Origin of the sequence: Flavobacterium hibernum, assembly GCF_000832125.1 — a bacterium.
Lineage (GTDB): Bacteria > Bacteroidota > Bacteroidia > Flavobacteriales > Flavobacteriaceae > Flavobacterium > Flavobacterium hibernum.
The window spans coordinates 401616-420783 of record NZ_JPRK01000011.1 but is presented as its reverse complement, the minus strand read 5'-3'; the positions used below and the strand labels follow the sequence as shown (position 1 = coordinate 420783).

At 33.9% G+C, this 19168-nt stretch carries 13 protein-coding genes; 7 read left to right on the top strand and 6 right to left on the bottom strand.

The genetic code is table 11. The features are described from left to right. The first annotated feature begins 5 nt into the window (after nt 1-5). From IW18_RS14695 to IW18_RS14680, 4 genes are all read left to right on the top strand, one after another. Nucleotides 6-1514, top strand: coding sequence for a cellulase family glycosylhydrolase (locus tag IW18_RS14695; protein ID WP_084607955.1), 1509 nt, complete (start codon nt 6-8; stop codon nt 1512-1514). 106 nt (nt 1515-1620) lie between these two features. Then, entirely contained in the window at nt 1621-3570 is a 1950-nt protein-coding gene (locus tag IW18_RS14690) for a sialate O-acetylesterase (RefSeq protein WP_041518623.1), read from the top strand. Nucleotides 3571-3576: 6 nt separating this feature from the next. Continuing rightward, nucleotides 3577-5082, top strand: coding sequence for a family 43 glycosylhydrolase (locus tag IW18_RS14685; RefSeq protein WP_240475563.1), 1506 nt, complete (start codon nt 3577-3579; stop codon nt 5080-5082). 326 nt (nt 5083-5408) lie between these two features. Further along, on the top strand, nt 5409-7817 hold the full coding sequence (locus IW18_RS14680) for a glycoside hydrolase family 95 protein (protein ID WP_041518671.1): 2409 nt from the start codon (nt 5409-5411) through the stop codon (nt 7815-7817). An 83-nt stretch (nt 7818-7900) separates the two neighbouring features. Here the strand turns inward: IW18_RS14680 and IW18_RS14675 are convergent, their stop codons facing one another. After that, nucleotides 7901-8452 (bottom strand): CvpA family protein, encoded by a 552-nt coding sequence (locus IW18_RS14675; RefSeq protein WP_041518622.1) that lies wholly within the window; start codon nt 8450-8452, stop codon nt 7901-7903. Nucleotides 8453-8728: 276 nt separating this feature from the next. On the opposite strand from IW18_RS14675, the gene IW18_RS14670 reads away from it, so the two are divergent. The 3 genes from IW18_RS14670 to IW18_RS14660 all read left to right on the top strand — a co-directional run bounded on the left by IW18_RS14670 (nt 8729) and on the right by IW18_RS14660 (nt 10748). Beyond that, on the top strand, nt 8729-9085 hold the full coding sequence (locus IW18_RS14670; RefSeq protein ID WP_041518621.1) for a hypothetical protein: 357 nt from the start codon (nt 8729-8731) through the stop codon (nt 9083-9085). A gap of 135 nt (nt 9086-9220) precedes the next feature. Beyond that, nucleotides 9221-10240, top strand: a complete 1020-nt coding sequence (pheS, locus tag IW18_RS14665) for a phenylalanine--tRNA ligase subunit alpha (RefSeq protein ID WP_041518670.1) — start codon at nt 9221-9223, stop codon at nt 10238-10240. A gap of 100 nt (nt 10241-10340) precedes the next feature. Continuing rightward, complete coding sequence (locus tag IW18_RS14660; protein ID WP_041518620.1) at nt 10341-10748, top strand: hypothetical protein; 408 nt, start codon at nt 10341-10343, stop codon at nt 10746-10748. A 127-nt stretch (nt 10749-10875) separates the two neighbouring features. Here the strand turns inward: IW18_RS14660 and IW18_RS14655 are convergent, their stop codons facing one another. From IW18_RS14655 to IW18_RS14635, 5 genes are all read right to left on the bottom strand, one after another. Further along, nucleotides 10876-12015, bottom strand: coding sequence for a cytochrome-c peroxidase (locus IW18_RS14655; RefSeq protein WP_041518669.1), 1140 nt, complete (start codon nt 12013-12015; stop codon nt 10876-10878). A gap of 2 nt (nt 12016-12017) precedes the next feature. Next, nucleotides 12018-13616, bottom strand: a complete 1599-nt coding sequence (locus IW18_RS14650; protein WP_041518619.1) for a DUF6850 family outer membrane beta-barrel protein — start codon at nt 13614-13616, stop codon at nt 12018-12020. Between the two features lie 12 nt (nt 13617-13628). Beyond that, nucleotides 13629-14936 carry a DUF4876 domain-containing protein gene (locus IW18_RS14645; protein WP_041518618.1) on the bottom strand — a complete coding sequence of 436 codons (1308 nt, stop codon included), beginning with the start codon at nt 14934-14936 and terminating at the stop codon, nt 13629-13631. 17 nt (nt 14937-14953) lie between these two features. Continuing rightward, the gene (locus IW18_RS14640; protein ID WP_041518617.1) at nt 14954-17629 is read right to left on the bottom strand and encodes a TonB-dependent receptor; all 2676 of its coding nucleotides are present in this window, start codon (nt 17627-17629) and stop codon (nt 14954-14956) included. 494 nt (nt 17630-18123) lie between these two features. Further along, on the bottom strand, nt 18124-19119 hold the full coding sequence (locus tag IW18_RS14635; protein WP_041518616.1) for an NAD(P)H-dependent glycerol-3-phosphate dehydrogenase: 996 nt from the start codon (nt 19117-19119) through the stop codon (nt 18124-18126). Nucleotides 19120-19168: the final 49 nt, after the last annotated feature.

The following is a 19168-nucleotide window of genomic DNA, read 5'->3' as shown; positions in this document are numbered from 1 at the left end:
ATGAAATGAAGAAAATAATTGACCATTACATTTTAAGAACACTTTTGTGTTTATCATGTATAAGTATTTGGGCCTGCAGTTCTGACAAAGAAATTAAAGATCCCACAGATCCAATCGTTAAAAACCTTACGGTTGACATCAATAAAATTGATTTTCAAAACAAAGGAAATAGCGCCGAGGTTATCGTTGGAACAAATACCACAGCTTGGACAGTTGCAGCAGATGCAGCTTGGTTAAAATTTACGCCAACTACAGGAGTATCTGGAAGAACAACCGTAACAATTACAGCCTTAGAAAACACAACAGCTGTAACAAGAACAGCCGTAGTTACAATTAGTTCAAGCGAAGCTGCTTCGGTAAAAATAACCGTTTCTCAAGTAGGCGCAGTAAGTACAGGATTATATCCAAGTTACAATACAAACCCAATTGCCGCAGATCAATCCGGAATGTCGAGCACAGCCGTACAATTGGCAGCAAAAATAAAATTGGGATGGAATATAGGGAATACTTTAGAAGCAACAGGTGGCGAAACCGCATGGGGAAATCCAAAAGTAACCAAAGCCTTAATCGATGCTGTAAAAGCAAATGGTTTCAATGCCGTTAGAATTCCGTGTTCATGGAATCAAAATTTAGCAAACGCAGCTACAGCACAAATTCAAACCGCATGGTTGAATCGCGTAAAAGAAGTGGTACAGTATTGTGTAGACAACGATATGTATGTAGTAGTAAATATTCACTGGGACGGCGGTTGGCTGGAAAATAATATTACCGAAGCCAAAAAAGTTGAGGTAAATGCAAAACAAAAAGCTTTTTGGGAACAAATTGCAACAAGTTTACGCGGTTTCGATGAGCATGTGCTTTTTGCAAGTGCGAATGAACCAGCAGTTGAAGATGCTGCACAAATGGCAGTTTTAACCTCTTATCACCAAACATTTATCGATGCAGTTCGTTCTACAGGAGGAAAAAACGCCTATCGTACATTAGTAATTCAAGGACCAACAACAGATATCGATAAAACAAATAAATTAATGACCACTTTGCCAACAGATACAGCAACAAGCCGTATGATGGTCGAAGTGCATTATTATTCACCATGGAATTTTGGTGGATTAACGAAAGATGAATCTTGGGGAAAAATGTTTTATTACTGGGGAGCAAATTACCATTCAACAACAGATACGGGACGAAATGCAACTTTTGGTGAAGAAACAGATTTAGAGAAAAGTTTCAAATTAATGAAAACTCAATTTGTCGATAAAGGAATTCCAGTTTTGTTAGGAGAGTTTGGCGCAATTCGCCGCACTACATTAACAGGAGATGCTTTAACTTTACATTTAGCATCAAGAGCCTATTATTTAAAAACAGTTGTTAAAACAGCTAAAGCAAACGGATTATTGCCTTTTTATTGGGACGAAGGAAATCTTGGAAACGAAGGTTTCGGAATTTTTAAACGAAGTGATAATACGGTTTTTGATACTCAGGCATTAAATGCTTTAAAAGACGGATTACTGTAAAATAAATAAATTTACCATATAAGTGATATAAGGAAACATAAGTGCAGAGAATACTCAAAACTTAAATTTTCTTATATCACTTATGTGGTTTAAACCATAAAACAAAATGAAGAAAAATCTAATCTTTCTTTTTTTGATGATTAGCATAATGTCAAACGCTAATGTCAAAATGCCTTTAATCTTTTCTGACGGAATGGTTTTGCAACGCAACAAAGAAATTCCGGTTTGGGGTTGGGCCGATGCTAATGAAAAAGTTGAGGTACATTTTAACAAACAAACCAAAACTACACAAGCCGATAAAAACGGAAAGTGGATAATTAAATTAGCAGCCGAAAAAGCCGGTGGACCTTTTGAATTAGTTATTACAGGAAAAAATAAAATCATTATAAAAGATGTTTTGGTTGGTGAAGTCTGGATTTGTAGCGGACAATCAAACATGGAATTTCAGGTTTCTAAAACTAAGAATGCCGAAAAAGAAATAGCCGATTCTAATTATCCAATGATTCGTCATTTTGGCGTAGCGCAGGATTTAAGCGGAAAACCAAAAGACGATTTAAAAGCCGGAAAATGGGAAATTTCAAGCAAAGAAACAGTTGGTAATTTTACAGCAGTGGGATATTATTTTGCTAAGAAATTATATGCCGAATTAAAAATTCCAATCGGGATCATCAATACCTCTTGGGGCGGAACCAATGTAGAAACCTGGACAAGTCGAGAAGCATTTCAAAAAAGCGATGATTTTAAAACCATGATTGCCGAAGTTCCAACATTAAATATCGATTCTATTTCAAAATTGTATGCAAAATCAATGAAAGAAAGAGTCGAAAAAATTCAGGGAACACCAGTAAGTACCGCAAATGAAATTTCGTTTAAAGAATCATCATTCAATGATTCCTCTTGGGGCGAACTCAGTGTTCCCGGATTATGGGAAAATCAATCTTTAGGCGATTTAGATGGCGTAGTCTGGATGCGAAAAACAATAACCCTTTCAGCAGAAGACATCAAAAATAAAGCAATTTTAAGTCTTACAAAAATTGATGACGAAGACATAACTTATGTAAACGGAATCGAAGTAGGTAAAAATACACAATGGGATGCTAAACGTGTTTATGAAATTCCAACAAATATCCTGAAAGAAGGAACAAATACAATTGCCATACGAATTGTCGATAACAGCGGAGGCGGGGGAATTTATGGTGATGTTGCCGATTTAAAATTAATTCTTGGAACTAAAATAATTCCGCTTGACGGAAAATGGAGATACAAAGTTATTGTAGTCAAAACGTCATTATCGCCAAATAGCTATCCATCGTTATTGTACAATGCAATGGTAAATCCGTTAGTTCCATATGCAATTCAAGGCGTTTTATGGTATCAGGGCGAGGCCAATGTTTGGAGAGCTAATCAATACAAAAAGGCATTTCCGTTGATGATTACAGATTGGAGAACAAAATTCAAGCAAGGTGATTTCCCTTTTTATTTCGTTCAATTATCAACTTTCAATGAACAGAACGGAAATAGTAAAGTAGGAAGCCGTTGGGCAGAACTGCGCGAAGCACAAGCCGAAACCCTAAAATTGCCAAATACAGGAATGGCCGTAACCACAGATATTGGAAATGCCAAAGACATTCATCCAACAAACAAACAAGACGTTGGTTTGCGTCTGGCTGCAATTGCGCTCAATAATGTTTACAGTAAAAAGCAAATCTACAGCGGACCAACTTATAAAGCTCAGAAAGTAGAAGGAGATAAAATCATTCTAAGTTTTGATAACATCGGGAGTGGATTATCAACTTCAGATAATACAGACAACGTAAAAGGATTGGAAATCGCAGGAGCCGACAAAGTTTTTCATTCCGCGAAAGCGATAATCAAGAATAACACGATTATAGTTTCAAGCGAAAATGTAAAAAATCCCGTAGCTGTACGTTACGGTTGGGCAGACGATGATACTGAGATCAATCTTTACAACAAAGAAAAATTTCCTGCATCGCCTTTCAGAACCGATAATTGGGAAATGATTACCGCCAACGAAAAGTATAAAGTCAGTAAATAAAATATCATGATGAAAAAAGCTGTTTACTTATTCATAGGCATAATTTCGCTTACACTCCATGCGCAGCAACAAAACGCAAAAGTGAGTGATGACACTTATCAAAACCCAATATTTGCAGGCGATTATCCAGATCCATCCATAATTAGAGATGGTGAAGATTACTATATCGTACATTCATCCTTCAATTATTACCCTGGATTATTAATCTGGACATCGAAGGATTTAATAAATTGGAAACCCGTAACACACGCGCTTAAAAAAAGTGTTGGTTCTGTTTGGGCACCTGATTTAGTAAAATTCAACAATAAATTTTACATCTATTTTCCGGCAAACGAAACCAATTATGTAGTGTCAGCCGATAATATAAATGGACCTTGGAGTGATCCTATAGATTTAAAAATTGGTAATATCGATCCGGGACATTTCGCAGACGAAAAAGGCAATCGTTACCTTTATTTTAGCAATGGCGATTATGTGCCGTTGTCTAAGGACGGACTTTCTGTTAGTGGAGCAGGAAAACATGTTTACGACGGATGGAAAATTCCAACAGAATGGTCTATAGAATGTTTTTGTATGGAAGGTCCAAAAGTGCTAAAACATGGAAATTACTATTATTTAACCGTTGCAGAAGGCGGTACCGCTGGGCCAGCTACAAGTCATATGGTAATATCAGCCAGATCAAAATCGCCTTTAGGACCTTGGGAAAACTCACCTTATAATCCAATTATAAAAACTAACGACAGTTTAGAAAAATGGTGGTCAAAAGGACACGCAACATTAATAGACGATGCTAGCGGAAAATGGTGGATGGTTTTTCACGGTTACGAAAATGGTTATTACAATATGGGGCGTCAAACACTGCTACAACCTGCAGAATGGACAAATGACGGTTGGTTTAAAAGTCCTGAAAACATCAAAACCGAAGAACCAATAAAAAAGCCAGCAGGAAAAACAACCAAAAGCAACTTTACACTTTCGGATACATTTTCTGGAACAGAACTTCGACCACAATGGCAATTTTTTGATCATTATGATGCCGAAAGATTTAAGATAACACCAAGCGGAATAACAATAAAAGCAAAAGGCAACAATATTGGCAATAGTTCTCCGCTTTTATGTACACCATCAGACCATTCGTATACCGCAGAAGTTGAGGTCGAGATTGAAGGAAATGCCACAGCGGGATTAATCCTTTTTTACGACACAAAATTGTACACTGGTATTGCGGCAGACAGTCAAAATGTTTTAGCCATATTACGATCATGGCAATTCCCTACTCAAAAAGGAGTGAACAAAAAGCATTTATTTCTTCGCTTAGAAAAACAACAACAACTCGTGAATATGTTTTATAGCATTGACGGAAAAGAATGGATAAAAATTGAAAATTCAGCCGAAGTATCGTCCTTTAATCACAATGTTTTAAGTGGTTTTATGAGTCTTCGTTTAGGACTTTCTTCCGTTGGAGAAGGTCAGGTTACGTTCAAGAATTTCATTTACAAAGCGACGAATTAAGTTCGAAATAAAATTTACAATGATTATTTGGGCGTGACCGCATCCTGATAAGAGGGTAAATTTAGTTTGCGTGTATGCGCCCTCTTATCAGGATGCGGTCGGGCTATCCGCGCTACTTCGGTAGCTAGCTCCTATCCCTCACGCGTACAAATTGAGTTTAAATATTCTGATAATAAAGATGTAAATCAAGATTACATTTAACAATCAATTTAAATCTCGTGAAAAAAACTGGAGGGTATTTGTGCGATGTTTCACAATAACAAATTAATATTGTGGAAGTATCCCAAGTTTCTGGGTTAATTCAAAATTTAAAAACAACATATCGTATGAACTTAAACTTCATAAAAAAAGCACTTTTTGTTTTTGTTTTCTCCTTTTTCTACACAAACATAACCGCGCAATCCAAGCAAGTTTTGTGGTACAATCAACCCGCGGAATTTTTTGAAGAAAGTCTGGTTTTAGGAAACGGAAAAATGGGAGCAACCATTTTTGGTGGTGCAAACTCCGATAAAATTTATTTAAACGACATCACACTTTGGTCGGGCGAACCCGTAAATGCCAACATGAATCCAGAAGCTTACAAAAATCTTCCGGCAATTCGTGAAGCCCTTAAAAACGAAAACTACAAACTAGCAGAAGAATTAAATAAAAAAATTGAAGGTAAAAACTCCGAATCGTATTCGCCTTTGGGAACATTAGAAATCAATAATTCCGAGAAAGGAAAAGCAGTTAATTACCATAGAGAATTAGATATTTCGAATGCAGTATCAAGGGTTAGTTACGAAATGAACGGTATAAAATTTACCCGTGAATATTTTGTGTCGGCACCAGATCAAATTATGGCAATCAAATTGACAAGCAGTGTAAAAGGAGGTTTAAATTTTGATATTACTTTAAAGAGTTTACTAAAATCAAATGTTGAAGTAAGAAATAATATTTTGGTAATGACCGGAGTTGCTCCAATTCATGAAAATCCCGGATATACAGTTTTGCCAAAATACCTGGAAGTAAAAGAAAGAGGGACAAGATTTACAAGTTTAATCCAAATCAAAAAAACGGACGGAAAAATCACAAGTTCCAGAGAATCTTTAAGCTTAAAAGATGCGACGGAAGCTATTATTTATGTTTCTGTTGCCACAAGTTTTAATGGATTTGACAAAAACCCAGCAATTGAAGGATTAGATGATGTATCAATTGCACTACAAAAGCTGAATAAAGCTTTTGCAAAACCATTCAATGAATTAAAAGAAACTCATATTGCCGATTATCAGAAATATTACAATAGAGTAACTTTAGATTTAGGAAAAACAACCGCACCAGATTTACCAACAGACGAGCGTTTGTTAAGATATTCAGAAGGAAAAGAAGATAAAAATCTTGAAATATTATATTTTAATTTCGGACGATATTTACTGATTAGTAGTTCAAGAACTTTAGGAGTTCCTGCCAATTTGCAAGGACTTTGGAATCCATATCTAAATCCGCCTTGGAGCAGTAATTACACCATGAATATCAATTTGGAAGAAAATTACTGGTTGGCAGAAAACACCAATCTATCCGAAATGCATTTGCCACTTTTAAGTTTTATTAAAAACCTTTCAGTTACCGGAAAAGTAACGGCAAAGACTTTCTATGGTGTAAATGAGGGCTGGGCTTCTGCTCATAATTCTGATATCTGGGCAATGACAAATCCTGTTGGAAACTTTGGAAAAGAAGACCCAAGTTGGGCTTGTTGGCCATTATCAGGAGCTTGGTTGAGCACACATATTTGGGAGCATTATGTTTTTACACAAGATAAAAATTACCTAAAAAAGGAAGGTTATCCGATTATGAAAGGCGCATCACAATTCTTTTTAGGATGGATGGTTTTAGATAAAAACGGAAATTTAATTACGTCGCCGTCAACCTCTCCGGAAAATAAATACATTGCACCAGATGGTTTTATTGGAGCAACAATGTACGGAGGAACTGCAGATCTAGCCATGATTAGAGAGTGTTTTGAGAATACAATTAATGCTTCAAAAGTTTTAAATATAGACAATGAATTTAGAGGAAAGCTCGAAAAAGCACTTTCTAAATTCCATCCGTATCAAATTGGTAAAAAAGGAAATTTACAAGAATGGTATTTTGATTGGAATGACGAAGAACCACAACACCGTCACCAATCGCAATTATTTGGATTATTTCCGGGCGATCAAATTACGCCATTAAAAACTCCAGAATTAGCCCAAGCCGCTAAGAAAACACTCGAAATAAAAGGAGATGAAACAACAGGTTGGTCAAAAGGGTGGCGCATAAATCTTTGGGCAAGACTTTGGGACGGAAATCGCGCTTACAAAATGTACAGAGAATTATTAAGATATGTTGATCCAGACGGAAAGAAAACCGAGAAACCAAGACGAGGAGGAGGAACATATCCTAATTTATTCGATGCACATCCGCCGTTTCAAATCGATGGAAATTTTGGTGGAGCTGCGGCCGTTGCCGAGATGTTAGTTCAATCTAATGAAAATGAAATCAGATTATTGCCAGCTTTGCCAGATTCTTGGGAAACAGGAAATGTAAAAGGAATTTGTGCCAGAGGAGGATTTGAAATCGAAATGTCTTGGAGTAATAAAAAACTGGATAAAACTTTAATTTCTTCTAAAATAGGAGGAAAAACAACATTAATTTTCGGAGATAAAAAACAAGATATCACCTTGAAAAAAGGAGAAACGCTGGAAATAAACTGGTAGAATAGTTCTAAACTCAATCTTTGTCAAACCCGACAGTCCCGAAGCCTCGGGATAAAATCTGTCGGGTTTAATCGTTGCGGAAATTACTTTTTTTCAGAAGTCTCGTTGGTTTTTTCTTCAGAAGCTTTAGCATGCTCTTCTTTAAAACTATCATACCATTTCTCGATAGAAGGATAAACAAAAGCAGCAACCTTTTTTATCGGATTGTAAAAAATAGATTTGTCTAGTGTTTCCTGTTTTGCGAGCATATTATTGAAGTTTATTTTCTCAAAAAGAACAATAATAACACTTAAAATCAAAATTGTTTTTAAAACTCTGAAAAAACCTCCGCCTAGTTTATTTGCCCAACCTAAGAAAGCAAAATCGGCAATTCCGGTAAGGATTTTTGCTAGGAAATAAACACCAATTACAACCAAAATAAAAGTTAGAATAAAAGCAGTAACCTGAATTGTATTTGGATTCCAGGAAACGTGTTTCATAATAATTTCTTTCATTAGGGAAGAAAATTTTATCGCTAAATAAATTCCTAATAATAAAGAAACAAAAGAAGCAACTTCTACAAAAAGACCATTTTTGATGCCTTTGTATAAACTAAAAGCTAAAAGTGCTCCCAAAATAATATCTAAAAAACTCATATTTTCTGTCGTTTTATTGAGGCGCAAATATATATCTTTTTTTAGGTTCAGAGGTTCAGAGTTGCAAAGGTTCAGAGGTTTTTTTAGGTAAAAACTCATTCACTTAGTTCCTTGGTATCTTAGCAACTTTTCTATGTCTATATTTTTTAAGGTCTTTGGCTTTGAAGTCCGTATCTTTGCAATAAAAATTTTAGAGTTTAGATTGTTGATTTTAGATTTAAATAATCGTTAAATCATTGTTCAATCTAAAGTCTAAAATTTAAAATCATAAATAAAATGTCAAGAGATACACAACTAAAAGAGCGTTGGGAAAAGCTCGTCAATATACTTTCAAATCAATTTTCGCAAGGAGAAGATTTAGATTTGGATGCCATAATTTACCTAATTGGAGTTCAGGAACTCGGAAAAGTACATCGTGAATTCAAAAAAGATGAAAAATTAAACCTAATGCACATCGCTATTTGCCGATTATTAGAGCCTTACGGATTTTATGAATTCGATTTTTTTGATGCCGAAGGTTGGCCGCATTACAAAGTAAAAGAAGAATTACCATCATTAAAAGCCGGAGAACAATCTGTTTTAATGAAAGAAGCGATTGTAAGTTATTTTTTAGAAAGAGAACTTATTGAATAGTGATTTTAGATTTTAGAGTGCAGATTTTAGATTTGGGTGAGAAAGCGAGGATAAAGTTTAAGAATACTTCTTTCGTCTAACCTCTAACATCTCACTTTTTTATTTTAAATTTGTATTCTCAATTATTGAATGAAAATGATAGATAAGATAAAAGATTATATTGGTGAAGCGCAAGCTTTTTCAACTGAAAACGCGGCGGAGCTAGAAGCATTTCGTATAAAATTCTTAGGAAAAAAAGGAGTTTTAAATGATTTTTTCGCCGAGTTTAAAAACGTACCAAACGATCAGAAAAAAGAATTCGGACAAGTCATAAATGCTTTAAAAACAGCTGCTGAAGATAAAGTAAAAGCAATTGTTGAAGCATTAGAAAGCAAACAAGAAACAAAAGGAGTTTTTGGCGATTTAACGCGTGCTGCAGAACCTGTTATTATTGGTTCTCGCCACCCTATTTCGATTGTTAAAAATCAAATTATAGATATTTTTGCCAACATTGGTTTCAACGTTTCCGAAGGTCCGGAAATCGAAGACGACTGGCATAATTTTACGGCATTGAACTTGCCAGAATACCATCCTGCGCGTGATATGCAGGATACATTTTTCATTCAGACCAATCCTGATGTGTTATTGCGTACGCATACATCATCTGTTCAGGTGCGTTACATGGAAAATCATAAACCGCCAATTCGTACGATTTCTCCGGGACGTGTGTTTCGTAACGAAGCTATTTCGTCGCGCTCGCACTGTATTTTCCATCAAGTAGAAGGATTATATATTGATAAAGAAGTTTCATTTGCAGATTTAAAACAAACGTTACTTTATTTTACTAAAGAGATGTTCGGTAAATCTAAGATTCGTCTACGTCCGTCATATTTCCCGTTTACAGAACCAAGTGCTGAGATTGATATTTACTGGGGTTTAAAAACCGAAACAGATTATCGTATTACAAAAGGAACTGGTTGGTTAGAAATTGGTGGTTGCGGAATGGTTGACCCTAATGTTCTTAAAAATTGCGATATTAATCCTGATGAATATAATGGTTTTGCTTTTGGTATGGGAGTAGAGCGTATTGCAATGTTACTATATCAAATTGGTGATATTCGTATGTTTTACGAGAATGATGTACGTTTCTTAGAGCAATTCAAAGCAAATATTTAATTTTAAGTCAAAAGTCATAAAGTCGAAAGTCGAAAGTCTCAAAGTAATGACTTTATGATTTTCGACTTTATGACTTTTGACTTTTAAACTTTTGAGTAATATGAAAAAAGATATAACAATCCCGGAAATGCAAAATGTATTTCTAGCCGCCGTTCAGGAATGGAGCGACGATTTTATGGAGAAAGTGTGGTATGCTTATCTTGTAAACGACAGCGATTTTAATATAGATAGCGTTATGGTGGTTTCAAAAGCTTTTGGAACTATTGATGGTGAAATGAAAAAAACATCTATTTTACGTCATGCATTTGTTGAGGTTCCTGCTGTTTCAGTAGTAAAAATCGAAATGATCGAAAAAAGTCTATTGGTTTTAAATAACGAATTTTCAGTAACTTTTTTCATCGGAAACACTTTATACGACAAGAAATTCATCTTCAAATCAAACTTAATAAACGAAAACGATACGGAAGAAGTGCCAATTCTTTTTGTTGAAGGAGTGATGGTGAAGTAGAGTAGTTTTCAGTCGCAGTTTACAGTCGCAGTATTCAATTCAATGGTCCATAAAAAAGTCGGGAATAATTTTTAATTATTCCCGACTTTTTTACTTTTTACTGTAAACTGCGACTGAATACTAAAACCTATTGCGGTAACTCGGGCGGGCGCATTTTGTAGGCACCAGTTGATAAACTTGTAATGAAAGCTTCTAGTGCATCTAATTCTGATGCGTTTAATTTTAGTTTTTGAATGAGTTTAGACGTTGTTGGGAATAAAGTATCATTTTGTTGACTTTCTTTTCTCTTTGGTTGTGGCATCCCGGCATTATACATGTTTAAAACACCACGTAAATTTGGGAATAAACCATTGTGCATATAGGGCGCATTTTGTGCTACCCCACGTAAAGACTGCGTTTTAAACTCGCCAACATTTTCGGCTTTTTTAGTCACGTTATAACGTCCAAGATCTTCATATTCTCTTCCGTAATAAGTCAGACCAATGTTATGGAATTTATTATCAGAGAAATTAGCCGTATTGTGACAATTGATGCAACGTGCTTTGGTACGAAATAGGTGCAAACCTTGAACTTCTTTATTGTTTAGTTGTGTAGAATCGCCCGCGACAAATTTGTCGAATCTGCTTTTCGGACTTATTAAGGTTCTTTCAAAAGTGGCAATGGCTTTTAAGATTTCTTCCTGATTGAGTTTCTCTTTTCCAAAAGCTTTTTGAAAATGTGTTCTGTAACCTTTTATTTTATTTAGTCTTTTCGTGGCAAGATCAATATGAAAGTTCATTTCTTTAGTATCTTTTATAGGAAAGCTTGCCTGATCTTCTAGCGTTGCTGCTCTACCATCCCAAAAGAAAATTTTCGCATAAGCAATATTCATTAAACTAGGAGAATTTCGAATACCTTGTAATCTTCCTTCTCCATAAGAAACTCTTCTGGCATCGCCCCAATTCAATTCGGGATCGTGACAATTGGCACAAGAAATCTGCCCTGATTTTGATAATCTAGGATCAAAGAATAGAATCTTACCTAATGCAGCTTTTTCTTCGGTATACGGGTTGCTTTCTGGAAATTCAGGTTTGCCTAAAGTTCCAATATCTTCAAAACCTTGAGCATAAACTAGAGAATCTACTTCTGGTTTTGGCCATTTTTGATAATCTCCGCTGCTGTATAGCCTTTTTAATTCGGAAATAGAAAGCGTTGGATCAATCTTAGCATAAGAAACAATAATAAGTGATAGTACCATTATCCCAATGGCAATAAACTTTGTTTTCATTTTTAGTAATTTAATTGTACACCACATTGAATCCAATAAGTTGTATTGGTGTTGATAATGGCGTTGTAATTATTTTGTTTTTTTAGAGCTAGTTTTTCTTTTAAGTTGGTAAAGAATACGACTGTTTTATTGTTTTTTACCGGATAGCTATATTCTAATCGTATTGCAGGAGCAAAATAATTTGTTGTGCTTACGACATAATCATGTATGATAACTTCATTAAAAAAAGTTGCACTACTTCCGCCCGAGGTGTCGTAATATTCAAGTTTAGATGATGGTAATGGAAAATACATATTAAAACTTACAGCGGTGTTTAGTTTACTCTTTTTAAAAGCAAAGTCTCGACTTCCAAAAATTCCCGTATTAAGCGAATTTATTTCAATATCTGTTATTGCCATGATATCATTGTATTGGTTTTGTTTGTAAATAACATCCAATCCAAATAAATAGTCAATGTTTGATGTTGTTTTTTTTGAAACAGTAGTTAACCAATCAACTGTTTTTAAGGCATTTTTGTAGTTGTATCCGTTATTTTTCACATCAAAATTACGAGCTTCGCTTTTGTCAAATTTTAGAGTTGATTTAATTTCTTTTTTATTCCATTTATGAAAAGCAAATAATTCAGCATGATTGATTTTTGTGTCAAGTTTCATTCTTTGATATTCCTGAAGGTTAAAAACACTGGTGTAAAAAATTGTATTCGAGTTTTGATTGTAATAGAGTGCAGTTAATATTGTGTTTTTGTTCGAAAAGGTATATCCTAGACCAATCTTATCAGTTAGCTCTTCATATGTAAATTTATAGCCTTCCTGGTCAGATTTAAAGTAATTTAAGATCCTGCCATAACCAGCATTAAATCGTAAATAAGTTTCTGGATATGCTTCAAAATTTAAACTTTTATTGTTATAGGTATAAACGTAATCTTTGATGTTTTGGGCATAATTACCTAATACGAACGCTTTTTGGTTGGCGGTAATTTGATATCCAATTTGAATTTCACCGCTTAATTTTCTATTTGTAATTTGAGGTCTTGGATCTAATGTTCGACTATATTTTTCTGCAAGATAATCGCCTTTAAATGCAATTGATAAATGATTGGTAATTTCTTTCGAGAAACCTCCGCTTACTTTATAAACCTGATTTTGCCAATCGGCCTTTCTTGGTACAAAAAAGTAATGTGGCATAATAACTTCTTGATTTTCTGATCTATCTTCTGAAAGTACCCAGCCAACATTTTTTTCTTCGATTTTTCTAATAGAGAAATCACCAAACAATTTCCATTTTGATTTTGTTGTAAAATGTCCCTGAGCTAAAAACTGATAGGTATTTACTTCGTTCGCAATTTGTTTTCTGGCAAATTCATTTTGCTGATGTTCATAAGACACTTCGGTAAAAGTAAAATCTTTGATGTTTTGATTCGTATATGCAATTGGATATTTGAAAATCTGATTTTTAATTTGATTGTCAAAAATCTGATTTGTAATAACGATGCTATCTTGTGCTTGTATTAAATAGATATTTGAAATAAAGAAAAGAAGTAATGCCCAATATTTCAGGGCATTACTTTTAATTTTAAAATCTTTGAAATTTTTGATTTTCATTAATGAAAATTTTTAGTTGAATCCTCTTGGATTTGCAGTTATTTCGACAAAATCATTACTTGAATTGTTTGTGTCTTGTAGAATGATTCTTCCGGCAATTGTAGTTTTAGTTTTTCTTATTACTGATTTAGAAGAGAAGAAACCAGAAGGCAAATAAGTGGTTCCTCCGTCTATTTGAGTAGCTAACTTTTTAGGAATAAAACCAGCTCCTAAATCTTTTGTCGTGTCTACACCGTCTACAATTGCTGAATTTGGGACTTGTAAATATAAAGTTGCATCTCCTTTTGGATTTTTATATTTTTTTAGAGCAGCAAAATCAGTATTTGTCATTTTAATAATGGCATAACCTTGTCTTCCGTTTGTATCCAAGATCATATCTTTATTTTTATTTCCCCAATAAGCAATACCTAAATCGGGTACAGCCGGATTCTGAATGTCGTATTGGTAGGTATCACCTAAAAATGTTCCTAGGAAAGCTTCAAAATCAGCATTACTTAAATCTAATGTCAATTCAGGATTTAAAATACTCACAGATTTACCTGAGTTATCCATATAATTAGATTTGTGATTTATTGCAGATTGTGCAAGTACAAGACTTTTACCAGGTTGTACAGGATATTTTGTTCCGTCGCCCGGAATAACAAAAATATTTGAAGCATAAACGTAATCAGTATTTGCTTTGTCACCAATAGTCATCTCGGCCGATTTACTCCAATCGTATTGCCCATTAGCCAAAGTATAAGTATAAACAGTTGTAGTAAATGAACCATACAATTGCGCAATGTATAATCCGTCTGCATATTGAACAGTATTTGAATTGTTGTAGATTTCGATAAATTGATCTCTGATAGAAGCTCCTTTTTGAGTGTCAGAACCTCCGTAATGTATTTGTTTGATGACAAAATCTCCTACTTTAGAAGTTTTCATTACAATGTTGACAGTAACTGTTAGGTTGTTTACTAATAAACCACTTTGAGAACCATTAAAATTAATTTCGGTTTCTGTAGGAGTGTATCCAAAGGTATCGCTAAACTCGGCTGATTGCATTACTTTAGTTGCCGAAACAGAATAAGTTCCCGGTAGTATTTGATTAAATTGAGCAACACCATTGTCGTCTGATTTTACGGTATATTTATTTCCGGTTTCATTGTTAACGATCGTAACGCTTGAACTTTTAGTGATTTGATTATTGAAAGTTTCATCATATTTAACCGAAATAGAAAAACTAACTGGTTTTAATGCCTCATCTTCATTATTGCTACAAGATTGCATTAGTAATCCTAATGTTAGAATTATAGTAAAAAGGAATGTTTTTTTCATGGTGATATATATTTAGTTTAAAATTCGTAGTTTAATTTAGTTCCAAACGAGAAATCGGCTGTAGTGCTCAAAGTTCTTTGGTTAGTAACATTGAAATAAGTTGGCTTAAGATTTAAGAAATTTGTAGCATAAAAGGATATACCAAAACCGTTCTGAAAATCTTTTGAAATACGTAAATGAAAGTTGTGTATAGGACGTTGTAGTTTAGTTTGTATCTCTGGGAGTTCTTTTATGAGATGTCCATATTTTTGAATACTGGATCTGTCTGCTAGAGGAATTTCGTGATATATAAACTGACTGTCTAAGTAACCATCAGGAAAATCGCCAACATTCTGTTTTTTGTTCTGAGCCAGAATATGTTCCGTTCGCACAGAGATTAATAGTCCTACCGATGGAATATGATAATTAAAGTTTGAGCCCAATGTAAAATTATCCTGATTTGTAGGTCTGGTTTTATAAACACCATATCTCTCTGGAGATAATAAATTGGTAGAAGCAAGATAATATTGAGAATCTGAAAAATCGCTGGTGTACACGTAAGATGCATTAAAGCTGATGTCGAGATTTAAAGGTTTTATTTTTCTAAAATTTACAGTAGTCTCAATACCTTTATCTTCAGATGTTGATTGGTTTGTAATACTATGATTGAAATAGTAAAAGTTTTCAGTACCTACAATTTGATAGGTTGGTACCTGAGTTCCTACTATGGTAACTTCTGCTTTAGGAATTACTCTGTAAACTGGAATATCCTGACTTACAAAACCATTGAATAATTTATTATAATATCCTGTCACATTTATACCAGCAAATGGAAGAGTAAGATCGAAGCCAGCTTCTGTACGGTATGATTTACTTGGTTTCAAGTCTAAGTTATCTCCGGGAGTGATTATGGTCTGGATCCATGCTTTTTGATAAACTCCCGGATAAGTATAGATACCAGTTCCAATAAGTTTATCTAAATAACGATCACCAGTATATAATTGATTTAATGAAGGAGCTTTTGACGATAATCCAAATCCACCCCTAATTCTCAATGCTTTATTAAAGGAAAAAGAAGAGTTGATTCGGGGTTGGAGCAGCAAATTTCCTAACTGATTGTCGAATCTTAATCCCAGATCAATATTTAAAATTTGATTGTTTTCAAATTTCTTAAATATTCTGTTTTCCGCGTAAGCCGAAATTTGATTTTCTGTTTTGGTGTTATTAAAGTTGTAATCTCTGTATGCCAATACACTAGAACCTTCCCTGTTAAGCGTATAAAAATTTAGTAAACCTGTGACCTCATTTTTTCTTCCTGCTCCTTTATTTGTGCTCGTTCTGTTAGAAATTCCAAAAACCAAACTATGAATCCATCCTGCTTTATTTGTCAAAGTTTTTGTGGTTTCCAAAGTCAAAAATGTCGAGATCGGAATACCTTCAACAGTACTTACACTAGTGTATTGAGAAGGTACAATAACAGCATCATGAATACCTTCTTCATAAGAATCTGTTGCTGCCGAAGCCGGTACATTTACCCAACGCTCTCTTCTGGAAAATTGTTTGTCATAACTAAAACTAGTATTCACATTGATACCATCTACCCATAAATTTTTAGGTTTCCACATTAAGTTATTTGAAATCGAAAACCCTTTTTTCTGGTTTCTAACAACTTGTGCACTAATATCATCAGGATCAGCTTTAGCATCATCCAGATTCATCCTAAAATTTGTGGTTAATGTGTTTTTTACGGTAGAATTATTGTTTTTATACTGCCATGATATGTTTCCATTAATTCTTTCATAGTCTAATAAATTATCTCTCGCGTCTGCTTTAGAATCTAAATAATTCAAGCCAACATTCATAGAATTGTTTGTATTAAATCTGTAACCTTTTGTTAGATTTAACTCAGATGTAGCATCTCTAATAGAGGCAGAAACGCGATAAGGACTACTTCCAACTTTAGTTGTAATTAAAACTAAACCTGAGGTCAAATCCCCATATTTTGCTGAGGGAATTCCTTGTATAATTTTTATTTCTTCAATATTGTTTGTTGAAATTTCTCTTAAATCAATACCAGAATTTGGATTAGTGAAAATGTTTGTTGGGGTTCCAAAAGCATTTCCTAAACCGGAATTAGGATTAAAAGCCTGCATGTTTTCGTTGTTAGAAATTGGTATGTCATTCATTACAAATGATGTCCCAAAAGCTTTCATCTGATAATTTAGAGATGAAGTATTTGTAGCAGTACGGAAAATAATATTTTTAAAAGAGTTCAAATTAAAATCTGTAGTAGTCTGTCCCGGAAGTTGTTGTAAAACATCATCTAGCGTAAAAGCCTGAACATTATTTATGGCATTTGTGCCTAAGGTCAATTCAGAATATTGTCTTTGCTTGTTGGCTGTAACAACAACTTCTTTCAATCGAAGTGTATTATCTTCAAGGGTAACAAGAATATAATTCTGGTCATTTTTTAAGACTCTATTAGATTCCATTTTTCCTAAAAGAGAGAAATTTAACTCTATGTCTTGGTTGTATGGAATGATAATTCTAAAAGTCCCATCTTTTTCAGAAATACTCCAATTTTCAGATTTAGTATCACGTATAAAAACACCTAATAATGGTGCAGAAGTTTCTTTATCTATAACTTTACCTGTAATAACTTTTTGAGAAAAAGCGGCACTCGATACGAGAATAAAAAATAAAATAAAACGCATTGTTCTTAATTAGAATAAATAAAAATAGTGCGCAAATCTATCAAATAATCATTGTGTAGCAATGAAAAAATTATGATTTTATTAACGGGAGGAAAATGCTATTGTGAGAAAATAGATTTTTTTTTATTTAAAGAAAACGTTTGAATTGAAATTTATTTAGAATTATTTATCTGATTATTAGTGTTTTGTGTTATTTAAGATTTGTAGGAGTGATGTTGTAATTTTTTTAAGAAAAAATTATTAGAGGAAAATAATTTTAGGCAGTAATTCTTGTTAAATCTTAGTGTATTTTAAATTTATGGCAAAATAAAGCAGAAAGATGCAGTAAAAGTATTGAATTGTTTCCTGTTTTTATGTTTTGCAACGGTCAAGGCGTAATAGAAAACGCAGAGTTTCTGAAGTATTGAATATACACGAACGAAAAAGAGTCAGAGAAAATAGTATTCCCTGACTCTTTTGTATTTTAATGTAGTAAACCTAATTGATTGATTAACTTAATCTAGAGATTCCGTTAATTTTTTAAAGACAGATTTTGCGTCTTTTCCTTCGTACAAAATGCTATAAACAGCATCAATAATTGGAGTTTTGGCACCATAGCCTTGATTTAATTTGTATGCACTTTTAGTAGCATAATAACCCTCGGCAACCATGCTCATTTCCATCATTGCACTTTTTACCGTGTAACCTTTTCCAATCATGTTTCCGAACATTCTGTTTCTCGAAAAAACCGAATATCCTGTAACCAATAAATCGCCTAAATAAGCCGAATCATTAATGTTACGTTTCATTTTGTGCACTTTTCTAATGAACTTTTTCATTTCACGAATTCCGTTACTCATCATAACCGATTGAAAGTTATCTCCGTAACCTAAACCGTGAGCGATTCCGGCTGCGATTGCATAAATGTTTTTAAGCATTGCAGCATATTCAGTACCAATGATGTCATCAGAAATCTTGGCTTTGATGTAATTTCCGGATAAAGATTTTGCAACAACAGATGCCTTTTCTGGATCTCCACAAGCAATTGTTAAATACGAAAGTCTTTCTAATGCTACTTCTTCAGCGTGACATGGACCTGTAATAACTCCAATATTATAATAAGGGATGTCGTATTGAATATGGAAATGTTCTCCAACAATTAAGCTCGTTTCTGGTACAATTCCTTTAATGGCTGAAAAGATGATTTTATCTGCCAAAGAAACCGTTAGGTTTTTTAGTTCAGCATCTAAAAAAGCAGATGGAATGGCGAATATTACATAATCAGCATATTCAATTGCTTCATTTATATTATTGGTTAATTTAAGTTTTTGAGTATCAAATTCTACCGAACTTAAATAATTTGGATTGTGTTTGTATTTTTGAATGTGCTCGATTGCAGCATCGTTACGCATATACCAAGCAATTTCAGGTTGATTAACGCATAGCATTTTTGCAATTGCCGTTGCCCAGCTTCCACCTCCAATTACTGCAAATTTTAACTTTTCGCTCATTTTTTTAATAATTTAAAACAAAAGTACTTAATAAAGTAGTAATAATACA